The sequence below is a fragment of the Nocardia pneumoniae NBRC 100136 genome (genome assembly GCF_000308755.1).
GTDB classification, from domain to species: Bacteria; Actinomycetota; Actinomycetes; order Mycobacteriales; family Mycobacteriaceae; genus Nocardia; species Nocardia pneumoniae.
In genome coordinates this window covers 40,196-52,330 of record NZ_BAGF01000146.1, presented here as the reverse complement: position 1 = coordinate 52,330, position 12,135 = coordinate 40,196, and the positions used below count along the sequence as shown (strand labels likewise).

At 62.6% G+C, this 12,135-nt stretch carries 7 protein-coding genes; 4 read left to right on the top strand and 3 right to left on the bottom strand.

Annotated features, from left to right (window positions below; all coding sequences use genetic code 11):
- Positions 1-29 precede the first annotated feature (29 nt).
- The 3 genes from ON34_RS29510 to ON34_RS35125 all read left to right on the top strand — a co-directional run bounded on the left by ON34_RS29510 (position 30) and on the right by ON34_RS35125 (position 7,399).
- Positions 30-440: a YbaB/EbfC family nucleoid-associated protein gene (locus tag ON34_RS29510; RefSeq protein ID WP_051023306.1), complete on the top strand. Its 411-nt coding sequence runs from the start codon at positions 30-32 to the stop codon at positions 438-440.
- Between the two features lie 99 nt (positions 441-539).
- Positions 540-2,249, top strand: coding sequence for a hypothetical protein (locus ON34_RS36470; protein WP_083889888.1), 1,710 nt, complete (start codon positions 540-542; stop codon positions 2,247-2,249).
- A 59-nt stretch (positions 2,250-2,308) separates the two neighbouring features.
- Positions 2,309-7,399, top strand: coding sequence for an ElyC/SanA/YdcF family protein (locus ON34_RS35125; RefSeq protein WP_157172480.1), 5,091 nt, complete (start codon positions 2,309-2,311; stop codon positions 7,397-7,399).
- 27 nt (positions 7,400-7,426) lie between these two features.
- Here ON34_RS35125 and ON34_RS37275 read toward each other — a convergent pair whose 3' ends face one another.
- Positions 7,427-8,509 carry a transglycosylase SLT domain-containing protein gene (locus ON34_RS37275; RefSeq protein WP_245548255.1) on the bottom strand — a complete coding sequence of 361 codons (1,083 nt, stop codon included), beginning with the start codon at positions 8,507-8,509 and terminating at the stop codon, positions 7,427-7,429.
- A 72-nt stretch (positions 8,510-8,581) separates the two neighbouring features.
- The gene (locus ON34_RS29485; protein ID WP_157172479.1) at positions 8,582-9,067 is read right to left on the bottom strand and encodes a hypothetical protein; all 486 of its coding nucleotides are present in this window, start codon (positions 9,065-9,067) and stop codon (positions 8,582-8,584) included.
- A gap of 483 nt (positions 9,068-9,550) precedes the next feature.
- Between ON34_RS29485 and ON34_RS29480 the strand changes: the two genes are divergently transcribed.
- Positions 9,551-10,708 (top strand): histidinol-phosphate transaminase, encoded by a 1,158-nt coding sequence (locus ON34_RS29480; protein ID WP_040785834.1) that lies wholly within the window; start codon positions 9,551-9,553, stop codon positions 10,706-10,708.
- Positions 10,709-10,778: 70 nt separating this feature from the next.
- Here the strand turns inward: ON34_RS29480 and ON34_RS29475 are convergent, their stop codons facing one another.
- Complete coding sequence (locus ON34_RS29475; protein WP_051023311.1) at positions 10,779-12,071, bottom strand: beta-propeller fold lactonase family protein; 1,293 nt, start codon at positions 12,069-12,071, stop codon at positions 10,779-10,781.
- Between the last annotated feature and the right edge of the window lie 64 nt (positions 12,072-12,135).

Sequence of the window (12,135 nt, the reverse complement as noted above, 5' to 3'; positions counted from 1 at the left end):
ACCGATCCGGACTTCGACGAGAGGTGGCGATGGACCCCTGGGAGCAGGAAGCGTTGCGTTCAGCGAACCTCGGTATGCGCAAACAGATCGACCAAGTTTTGGACGCGCTCGCCGATCAGCAGACGCGCTTGACCGCCATTCAGGAAGAGCTGGAGACGAAACGAGTCGCAGCAAGTTCGGTCGACGGCCTCGTCGAAATGACTGTCGACATTGCCGGCGTCGTGACCGACGTCCGGTTCAGCGCCGATGCCCGGCGCGTCACACTCGACCAATTGAGCAGATCGGTGACCGAGGCCGGGCGTGAGGCAGCGAGCCGGGCGCAGTTGTACACGCGCGAGATGCTCGCTTCGATCGCCGACGCGTTCCCGGATATGCCAGATCTGGTGGCCGGCGCACCCAGTTTGCGTGCGCGGTGCGAAACGAGATCGGACGGTCGATGAGAGGGGGCGACGGTTCGGCTCCGGATGAGGACCGCGGCACGCGACAGAGACGTATCCGGTGCCATGGGCGGGAGTGAAGGTTTGTCGGGTTCGACACCGTTGCTGTATGTCGACGAGGAGCTTGTCGACACATTGGTCAACGGGCTCATCGCGATTGCGGAGGAGTCGCAGCAAGACCTGGACGAGTTGACCGGCATCCTTGCACGGGAAGGCCGACCATGGGGAGACGACGAACCCGGCCGGATGATCAACGATGCCTTCGAGCCGCGTGCTCGGGAGACCCTCGACGGATACCAGAATCTCGTTGACAACCTGCACCGATTGAGCGCTGGAATATCGCGGGCCGTCGATAGTTTCGGTAGCCAGGATCAGGACGGGGCAAATCAGATCGAGAACACCGGCTTCGGCATGGCGGCGGCACAACAGCTGGGCACACAGCCTGCTGCGATGCGGGATGTCGGTGTGCCGCAGTCGGTTGTGCCGTTGAAGAGTTTTCCGCCAGTGGACTACGGACAGGTCGACGAGCAACAGACGGCACCGGATGCAGGTTCCCTATTGGAGGCGGCCCAGCCTGCCGCAGGTCTGGCTGATTTCTCGCAACCGCCCGTCGGCGGGCACGACCGGGACGATAGCTCACCCCGTGCGGCGACGCCGCCAACCGGTATGGATCCCGTTGCACAGCAAAATGTTCCGGGCAGTGCACCCAACTGGGCGACGGGAACAGCCGGGCGGTCGGCAGCACGACCGGCACCTCACCCGGTCGGCAGCGCGATGTCGGCCGCCACAAACCCCCACGGCGTCAACGCGCCGATAGCTCCGAAGCATGCCACGACGCCCTGGTCGGAGAAACCGGGCACACGCAGGGGTGTATCATCCGCCGTCAGTTCTCCGTGGTCGCGGATAGGTCCCGGAAACCACCCACCGAGCCGGGTCTTCGCGCCGGCGCCTGCAGGACCTGGTGCCGCGGCGCCTGCAGGACCTGGTGCCATGGCTGGTTCGGCCGAGCGGAAGCGAAACGACAGGGCCCGCAACAATCGCCGCACCTCGGACGACCAGGCCGAATGTCCGGTGCCGACCGATCCCGTGGCGATCGAAGCGATATGGGCGCTGGCTACCAAGCACGGTTTGCTGGTTCAAGGATTCGATGGTTCCGGCATCACCGTCGACGCGGTGGCCGAGATAACCTCGGCCTTCGATCACATTCTGGGCAGATATCCGTTTCTCGAAATCGGCGGAATCGAGATCGCCGGACTCGGAGGTAAGCAGATGTCGGACGTCGAATGGGGGAGGTTCGGTACCAAAACAGTGGGTCGTAGAGGCAAGCCGTGGATACAGCTTGACCGCGTAATCGCGGCGGACCCGGCCCTACTGGCAGAAAAGGTCGATGCCGCAATCCACGCTGGGATGCTGACGGTCGAATCCGCGAACAGGCCTATATATGGAAGCGTAGTCAATGCCATCGGCCAGATTATGGAGAGTTCCGCGGGGCCACGCCCTCGACGATCGGCGCAGCGCACGCTGATCACCGAGTATCATCGGTTGTACGGACCGTGGAACAAAGGCGCCACCCTTGCAGGGGTCGTTCATGGGTATCGCGAGTGGCGAAACAGACTGGGTGGCCGCAGCATCATCGACGGCCGATTCCAACCGCGTTCGGCCCTACTGGCGGCATTCGCCGAGGTCGAGCTGTGCGCTGATGCATGCCAGCCAGCGAAACCACTGCACCGGCTGCTGGTGGAGTGCGCCCGTGGCAGGTCGAAATCGGCAGAGCCGGAAAGCCTCGTCAACTCACCCGATCGGCCGTGCTGACCGTCGACGCATGGAATTCGTATTCATGGTGAGAACGGAGTGCAAAGGGGTCAACGGCGGTGGTAATCGAGATTCCGTCATATTTTCCCGACGAGGTCACTCGATGGGTAATCGGTCATATTCCGGACGGGGCGCGGGATGGAAATCTCGAGGCAACGCGGCGTGTGGCCGATGCCTTTGCGCGGTCGGCGCGGCGGCTGACGGGGACGCTACACCGGCTCGAGCAGCAACGCCGTGATGCCCTGGAGTGGGCGATCGAAGGGGAGACGGGTGCGGCAATTCGTGAAGGTGTCGATCGTCAGATTGCGGCTACTCGGGCGCAGCTCGATGCGAACACAGCGGTTGCGCAGTTCCTGTATGAGGCTGCGAACACCCTCGAAGTGTTGGTGTACGAGGTAATCTCGATTGCTTGCGCGCTGGTGGTGAGTTGGTTGTGGTGTGCGGCGTCGCCGGGAACCGCGTTGGCGGCCAAGTTGCGGGCCGATGTCGAGGCGGGGCTGGTGCGCCGGCGTGCGCTGACGTGGTTGATGCAGAGGTGGACCCGGTTCGCCGAGGCTTTCCCGAAGTTGGCGAATTCGGCCGGAGCGGTGGTCGCGGGGGCGTCGACGATGGGCGGGGTGCAGGTGGCTGCACAGTCGATGCAGATCGCGGCGGGAGACGGGCGACCGGGAAGCCGCACGAGTTTGGACTGGGGCCGGGTGGGTTCGGCGGCGGCGATCGGTGGTGTCGGCGGCGTGGCAGGTGTGCTGGCCGGCCGCTGGTTGCTGCCCCGGATCACCGATACCGGCGTACCCGCGCGGCTGGTGGCGCCTGTGACGGGTGCTGTGGCCGGTGCTTCGGGTGGTGCGGCCGCAACCTTGGCGATGCCGATGTTCGGCGGTGACGCGATCCAGCCCAAGACGCTAGCGGAGATGATGATTATGGGCGCCGCTGGGGGACTGGTGGTCAGCACCGCTGCTGCATTTCGTGTCCCGTCGACCGCGCAGGCCGACGGAACACCCTCGCCGTGGGCGACACCGGATAGCGTCTCTCGACGTGGCGTATCGCGTGATGACCTGATGCCGGGGGGCGGCGAGCCCGATACGCCTGGTGCGCGGGCGGCGAAATCGGACGCTGGGGACGGGCACACATCGAAACCCGAACTCTCGGCGGAACTCGCTGATCTCGGCAGGGAGATTGCGAGGGAATTCACCAGGAACGCGCGATTCGACGACCTGCCGCCGCATGCGCGCCACGGAGCAGCCGAGTTCATCAACGAACACGCCGACGCCACCGCGAACGGGAAACAGAGAATAGAGACCGTAGACCCGAGGCAACTGCGGGAACGCGCTGATGCCGAGGCAATGCAGGTACTCGCCGAGATGTCGGGTCCCGAAGCCCCGCCGCCCAACGCACCGCCCGGCGGGCAGTCGTCGCCCTCGGGTGGTGCGAGGCCGGTGTCCGGGCGTGGTCCTGGCTGGCGGGGCTGGGACCTGGTGTTCGACCATTTCCGCGCACAGGGGGCCGACCTGACCGCGCCGATGTCGGGACACTCGGCACTCGGGGGCCGGACACCTGGCACAGCGGCCGGTCATGGTGAAAACCGAGCTGCCCAGCTGAGTCTGGCCGGTGTCCTCGTAGACGCGGCACGGATCGACGGCGGGGTCGGCGTACGGTCCGGGCCGGACGCCGAGCCAGGGCTCACATCGACGAACGCCCATAGCCCTCAGGTGGATACACATACGGCGACCGTGACAGACGTCAGCACCCGCACTCCTGACTCATCGCCACAACCGGGAGCCGCGTCGGTGCCATCCTCAGCTCCGCCGGGCGGGTCGGATGCTCATGTGCATCGCGGCATCAGTACCTCCGACACATCAGAACCGCCTCCCGGTCACCCGCTGAACCATCCCTTCGTCGACATCCTGGGATCAAGTACCGACCGCCCTGGCTCAGGAACCTTCGCCTCGCAACCCGGTCTCGGCACACATTCAGCGCCCACCTCTGCAGAGCCGCCGCAACCAGTGCGGTCGTCACCTGTGACGGCCTCTGCGACTCCGGATGTGGTCCAGACTCCGAGTACCATGCCGCGATTCCCGGTACCGCCGTCCGCAGCAGGTGCACCACCTGCCACATCCGGCCGCGAAAACCAGCCTGCGGACCGGGACCCGGAAAGCCATTCGGACCTGCCGGCGACCGGCACCGACGACGACGTAGCCAGACGTGACCCGGAGGAATGGCGAAGTCCGAACGAGATCACGACGATCGCGGACCTCCCCGCCCCCGGCTACATTCCTGTTCCGAGCAACCCACCGGTCCCGGAATTCCCCACTGCGACACCAGAAGAGCATTCGCAACCGCCGCGGACTACATACGTCATTCCCGGCACGCCGAACTCTTCGGACGAGCCGCCCCCAAATACGATTCCCGTCGTCCCCCATCTACCGTCGGCTGCTTCCACCGAGGCCGACGCGCTGCCTCCCGCCTACCGACCACCGATCGACATCCCCGACACAGCCGTCCCACACAGCGCGAACGACGAAGCAGGCCGACACGCACCCCCACCGGAAGTCTCGCCACACCCGCGCCCCTCTGCTGCGCCCGCGACCCACCTCTCCGCCAGCCCATTTCCAATCCCTGCCGAAATGCCTCCCATCTCGCATTACGCTATCCAACCCGGTCCGGATACCCCAGGGGCGCCGCACGATCCGACAACTCGTCCCTTCCTGTACGCAGACAGTCTCGGCTACATCCCCGATCAACGTGGCATACCATCCCCCAATGAACTCCCGCCCTGGCAGTTGGCGCGAGCGCCCGGGCCCGTGGTCCCGGCTCGTCCGACACCATGGGCCAAGGCATCCGACATCAGCGCCGAGTCTGGCGGGCCGCGTCGCCGCAAACAACAGGCGCCCGCCCCGCCGGAACAGAATCCGCGGATAGCTCGCGCGGCGGCCGATGACGCCTTCGCTGCCTGGAGTCAGGGCCTTCGGGATCGAGGGGTCGATACCGACAAGATGCTGTCCGAACTGGCATCTATATTCGACTATTTGCGGCACGACCCGATGTGGGAGTTCGATCCCAGGGGCCATTACGATGCCGGCATCGTACTCGGTAGCCCATATATCGGTACGGCCGCCGTCGCGGCAAACTATTTTCCGGCGGATATTCCGGTCGTGTTCACAGGATGGTCCGGAAACGAGGAGAGCCGACCCGGGTCAACGGAAGACGATCAGGTCCACAGAACCCTTGATGAGTTGAGAATCAATTCCGAGGCCAAGCGGTTCAGGTTAGCCGCCGAGAAGCTGGGTCTGAACTCCGGCAGAAGCATCGAAGAACCGTTCGCGGAGAATACCAGGCAAAATGCTTCGAAATCTGTGGCCATTTTGGAACGTCATGGTTATAGTGTCGCCTCGCTTGTCGTCGCCTGTAAACAGGAACACGCGAGGCGCGTTTACCTTACATTCCGGAAACAGACCCCGTGGGTTGGTAATCTGAGTATCATCACCGCCGATGTATCTGTTGAGAACAACCTTCGATACGAGGTGCGATCGGATTCCAGCGAGAAGGGGAGGGACCAGATCGCGGTGGATATTCTGCTCGAAATAAGGGGACTCGTACAGTCGCCTGGCAAAGGTCATATAATCGGACAGCGCATACCGGCCGATATTCTGAAGAATTATCATCTACTGAGTTCCGTATTTCCCGAGGTCAACGAACGTGACGTGCGAATGTTGGTGGAGGCCGAGCTCGGTAAGGGCGCCTCGGCAGAGGCGGCGATAAGTGCCGTCGTGGAGTATGCACGACATCAGGTAACCGATATCTTGACGAAGAATGGATGGGAAGGGCTCGCGCGACTGTCTGACCGGCACCCTGTCCATTGGGCCTCCGCCCTCAGTGGCTGGGCGGCAAGCCAGTACGGGCACTGGCCCGCCATTCTAGAGTCGGCGAACGGGCTGGACTGGGCACTTGCCATCGATTCGCTCGACGAAGAAGCCCGCGCCCGGGTCGGACGGCTTCTCGTACGGTACCTTTACGGGGGGCAGATCGAGCACGAATTGATTGCCGAGGCGGAACCTGCGCTGCGCCGTATTGCGGACTTGATGATGTCGGAACGTAATTCACCGAAGCAGGATCGCGGCGGCGACCGTGGCCCCGCGCCTGATCAGGTAACTGCTCCGGTTATGCGGCCGCTGCCGGTGCCCATATCGGCCGGTCCGACCACACCATGGACACCGTCAGAACTCTCGAAGCAGGAACCCGCCGACGCAGCACCAGCGGTAGCAGGGAACCGGCACAACCTTCTCGAATTCAAGCGGGACCACCTATATCACACCGACAGACCACATCTGTTTGTCGAATCCGAGGACGGCCTGGCAACCTTCATCGCACCGTTTCATCTCCACGATCCGCTGGACGGCCGTTCCCTGGCACTGTTGTCGGCCGCAGAGCAGTGGTTCGACCGAACGGTCGGCATGCCGCGAGCTGTCAAACTGGAAGGCTTGGTCGTGGGCCGGCAGGAGGCGGTGCCTTGGGCAAGCATCGACGAAGCCTTCCGAAGTCAGCGTGGGGAGATCGGTGCAATCGCCTACATGGCAAAAAGCCAGGGGGTAAAGGTCGAAGGCTTGGAGGAACCTTTGGCGGATACCGGCGCCGGCCTGGTCGCTGCCGGTCACGGTATCGACGCTATATACGTGTACGCGGTCACGAGAATGCAGCGTCAAGGACTCCAGAGCGGCCGTGACCCGCGGGAGGTCCTGGAGGAAGCTGCCCGCGGGCAAGCACGGCGGTTCTTCCCGAACTACACAGGCGACGACCCTGTCGGATGGTTCCGCCAGGCGTTTCACCAGCTCTGTCCGGACTGGCCGCTCGGTGACGGTTTCCGCAACGACCAGGACGACATCGATCGCCTCCTCGACATGACCGGATCGGCCCCGCCCGCCGAGGGCACCGTGATCCACCCGGTGAAGGCAGTCGCGTTGGCCTGCCACGAGCGTCGCAGGATCTTTGCGGCGGAAGAGATCAACATCTCGATCGACGCAGGTAATGCTGTATTGGTGATTATGGGCGACCGCCACCTCGACCCGATTGCCGGCCTGGTGCCACAGTGGCGCAACCGACCGGTATTCATCCTCGACGCCGGATCTCCTCCCCAAGGCCCGGCCATTCGGTAACACAGGAATTTCGTGATATCCGGAGGATCAGTAACCCATCGGGGTTCGGGACGGATCGGCTTGCTGGACATTGGCGGCTAGATTCGAACCGTCACGAGACACTCCGTACCTGCTCATCACGTAATTCATGCTGGCCGCGATGTTGGCTGTAGGATCGGTTATCGAGTTGGAGGTCCCGGCAACGTGGTAGGCCTCGAAAGTACTGGGAATTGTCTGGGTGAGCCCTTGGGAGGGGTGCCCGGCAGCTGCATTGGAATCCGACAGATTTATGGCTTCGACATCACCACCGGACTCACGCGCGATCAGCGTCAGATACCCTTTGGTCCATCGTTCACGCGCCCGCGGGTCGGTGATCCCCAAGGAATCGAGGGCTTTGCCGATGAAGTACGTCAATTCGGCGGTGCTGAGAACCTCGTGGGAGGCGTTACCGTCCACACTCTCGACCGGCTGTGTATAGGAACTGTCGTACCCGCCCGTACTGTAGCCGAGCGGGCTTCCCATGCCAGAGCCGGTGCCGACGGCGGAATCGGCGCTACCTGTGTATGACGGAGTCGCGCTGCTGATCGCCTCGGCCTGGCCCTGTATCGCCGTCCGGGCTTCAGTGATCCTGTCATACGTCTTTCCGACGGCATCGGCGACGGCCGACATGAGGGTTGTTTCGGTACTCGTAGTCAGATACTTCGGAGGATTCGGGTTCGCCCTCGTCGGTGGATCCTGAACCGGCGCAGGCGCATTGTTCAAAGTTATTCTGAGTTCGATGACATAGCTCTTGATGTCCGAGAATGCGCCCTCCGATATCTCGGATGTCGCGAAAGTGGAAGTGTCGACACCTCGATCGCTCACCTGTATCGACTCCTCAGCGGTACGGATCGTCTCTGCCAATTCGGGGTAATTCTCGACCGTGAGGGACCTCGTTTGATCGTTGATGTCGACCACTCGGCCGTCTCCTTCCAATTGCGCCGAGTAGTCCGGAAGAGTGGCGCTGCCCGATCCCAAGGTTGCCAGCATGGCTTCGATCGCTGTACCGCCCCAATCTATGAGATTGTCGAGCGCCTGAGACGAGCCCTCTGGATGTGGCAAGGGATTTACCCGGTACCGATCTTCAGTCATCGCAAGAGGACGAATGAATCGTAGGAGAATGCGTGGAACGTCCTACCGGGCAAGGGACATTGCCTCCGCCTTTCAGTCAGCATCATTTCCTTCTTCGGGAACTACACTGATATAGGGGTCGGGAAGTTCGTCAAGCCTTTTCTGCATCCGCTGTGCGGCCTCTTGCATTCGGGCCTCTGCGATGGCACAGCCGGGAGAACCACCAGAGGCGATCAGCGATGAGGCAATGGCGATGAGCTCGAGCTTTCCCAGCTCGATTACTTCCGCAGTCTTGACAAGGTGCGTAGCCATATTGTAGCAGTACAAGACTCGGCGATGGAGGTGGGCGAATATTTCCAGATTTAACTGAGCCAATGGGGCGTCGATCACCCCCTGCTCCCCGGTCAGATACTGTTTATGCAACGTTTCATGAGTCTGCGCCATGATCTCTAGGTACCCGCCCATGGTGACCAATTCTTCAGCCTGGCGACGTATCGTGCGGTCGTCAACTGCCGGTAGGAATTCTGTCGCCAAGGCCATGGCGCGATCCGAAATTTCTTCGATTGGCTGTACCGTCATGAATAAGCTCGAATCTCGAGTCGATCTGTGTATCGAGTGGAGCGGATGCTTCTCGCTACCGTGACGAGGGTAGTTGCGCATCGATCGCTGCGACTTAGTCAACTACCTCCCGGCAACCGGGGCATGGTCTGCCCGCACACCCTCATGAACTCTTCAGACTCCGTACTGCGGATTTCGAGCGCTTCGAGGGGCAATGGTCGGCCGGGCTCGGGCTGCATCCAGTGAATTGCGTACACCGAATCGGCGGACGTTCGTCGACGCGGCCGTGTGCCGGCGATGACATGCGAGATGGTGTTGGATTCCCCTCTCGGGGGACAAATTTCAGAAATCTTTCAGAAACATCGGTGGCCCGGGCTGACATACTGCCTCCGTCCGGTGCACACAGTCGGCAACCTCGACCGGGCCCGTCGCAGAAGGCAATCGCAATGCTCGAACGGGTTGCGGGGTCAGCTGCCGACCTCGTTGGATGAATGGAAGCAAGTGATGCCTGTGTCGGCGACGACGAATCCTGAGATCGCTGCGACGACTCCGCTCGGTGGGGCGGTCACCGTCGGTGACCTGCCGGTTCGGCCGAGTTTTCGTGTGCGGAGACCGTACGATGCACCGCAGTTGTCGTGCCCGGTACGGCTGAACACCAACGAGAACCCGTTCTCGCCGTCGCGGGCGCTGATCGAGGATGTCACCGCATCTGTTCGTGCCGCTGCCGCTTCAATGCACCGGTACCCGGACCGCGAGGCCCTTCAACTGCGTACCGAGTTGGCCGAGTACATCACTCGTTACGATGGGGTACGGACGAACGCCGAGAACGTGTGGGCGGCGAACGGATCTCTCGAGACCATGCGGCAGTTGCTCGATGTATTCGGAGGGCCTGGTCGTAGCGCGCTGAGCTTCGCTCCCAGTTACTCGATGTACGAGATCATTACAGTGGGGGCGGAGACCGGCTGGCTGGACGGTGGCCGTGCGGCGGACCTCTCGATAGACGTCGATCGTGCGGTGTCGGAGATTTCGTCCACCCGACCCGATATCGTTTTTCTCGCGAGGCCGGACAATCCGAGCGGGCACTGTATCAGTCTGGCGGAACTCGAACATATACTAGAGTCCGCGTCAGGTGTCGTTATCGTGGACGAGGCATACCGTGAGTATTCTGAGCAGCCAAGTGCCGTGGGATTGATCGATCGTTTTCCTGCCACCCTCGTCGTCACGAGGACCATGAGTAAGGCATTCGGCTTCGCCGGCGGTCGGTTGGGCTACCTTGTAGCTTCGCCGGCGGTCGTGGGTGCTGTCCGATCCGTCAGCCTTCCGTACCACCTCTCGATCTTGACACAGGCGGCCGCAATGGCGCTGCTCCGACATTCCGGCGAAGTTCTGTCGCGTATAAAGGAGATTTCTGCCGAACGCGAGCGAGTCGCTCGCGCTCTCGGAGAAATGGGTTTCGATTCAGTACGAAGTGAGGCCAATTTCCTGCTGTTCGGTCATTTCCAGGATGCAGCTCGCGCATGGGAGTTCTACCTAGAGCACGGTGTCCTCGTGCGAGATCCGGGAGTGCCACATCATTTGCGCACCAGTATCGGGCTCGCTGAGGAAAACACCAGATTTCTCGAGGTCACGAAGAACCTGGCACATTCCTTGCCCTGCCGGTAGCGGCGAAGACCGGCGGCGATCCGTGGATGCCATAACCGCTCCACGGCCAGGTTGGTCGCTATCCGGTGGCTTACGCTGTGGCGACATGGTGTACGCCGTGTGGCAACGGTATGCGCTGGACCGGTGTGAGACCGGGGTTCTGGTCGGAGCCGACTCGATATACCTGCAGACCCGCCCCGGGGCGATCGGGGCTGCGGCCTTGGAAGACGGTGGCCAGAAAATATTTGCCAGTGACGTCGAAGGTTCCGCCTTCGGGGAGGACGCCGTCGAGCGGGTAGTCGCCGATCTTGGTCAGAATGTTATCGGTGTCGTTGAGGCGAAGCAGACTTACCGATGCAGATTCGTCGTATCCGGCAGCGCCGGATGGGAGCGCGGTGCCGCGCATGTTAACGGTGGCGACGAGGCGGCCGTCCGGACTGACGGCAAGTCCCTCCGCTGATCTGTCGGACTCGGCGGTGGAGGTGACGCGGTGATCCGCGGTGGTGCCGAGGTCACCCAACCGGATGACGCTGACCCTCGATCGCTCGGAGGGGAGCCGGCCGGAGATGTCGGTGGCGGTCAGATCGCGACCCCAGTCCGACGTAATGTAATGGCGGCCGTCCGGTGTGAACCGGCCGACGAAGGGATCCTTGCCGGTCGTCACGGAAGCGCCCCAGGGCCGTAGAGTAGCGGCTTCTGTCGAGGTGTCCATGGTGAAGAAGATGACTCTGTTCTGGCTCGTGATATTCACCGCGATCGCCCGGCCGCTGGGATGCCAGTGCACGTTGGTGGCGAGCACGCGGCTTCGGGGCTGACTCGAGTCCGCGACGGTGTCGACGGATACAAGGTCATAAGATTCCGGTTCGCCGAATCCGTCGGTGCTCCACGGCACCACCTGCAGTACTGCGCCGGATACGACAGCGACATGCGAGCCGTCCGGGCTGACTTCCAGCGCCTCGGGTGAAGAAGCGATGGTGGCCGTGTCGGTGATCGACAGTGCGTCGGAATCTGAGATATTCACGGCGAACAGACGATTGCCGGGGGACAGCTGCTGGCTCGTGGTGTCATTGGGCCGGCGCTGGGTCAACCGCTCGGCCACGAAGGCCGTGGATCCGTCCGGGGATACCGAGAGAATCTCCGGCGCGGCTGTCACCGAGTTGGAGACCTCGATGTGCCGTGTGCTGACTTCGCCGTCGGTAATGCGGAGGGTAGTGAGCAGGTCGCGGTGACCCGATGCGGTCGGTGCGAGTTTGCCGTCGGCGTATGTGCTGGCGAGGTAGTCGCCATCGGCGATGGTGACAATCCGTCCGATGGTGACGCCGCTGTCGCGATCCGGTGAACTGCAGGCGGCGACGGCCACCACAGCGAGGGTTGTCGAGAGCATTACGAGTCCGCGCATATCGCCAGTGTTGACGATCCTGTGATTGCCTTCAATCGGTATTTCAGCG

Bases quoted from the DNA above. Each gene is read 5' to 3' on its own strand.
- ON34_RS29485 (WP_157172479.1), bottom strand. From the start codon at position 9,067: ATGACGGTACAGCCAATCGAAGAAATTTCGGATCGCGCCATGGCCTTG.
- ON34_RS37275 (WP_245548255.1), bottom strand. From the start codon at position 8,509: ATGACTGAAGATCGGTACCGGGTAAATCCCTTGCCACATCCAGAGGGC.
- ON34_RS29480 (WP_040785834.1), top strand. From the start codon at position 9,551: ATGCCTGTGTCGGCGACGACGAATCCTGAGATCGCTGCGACGACTCCG.
- ON34_RS29475 (WP_051023311.1), bottom strand. From the start codon at position 12,071: ATGCTCTCGACAACCCTCGCTGTGGTGGCCGTCGCCGCCTGCAGTTCA.
- ON34_RS29510 (WP_051023306.1), top strand. From the start codon at position 30: ATGGACCCCTGGGAGCAGGAAGCGTTGCGTTCAGCGAACCTCGGTATG.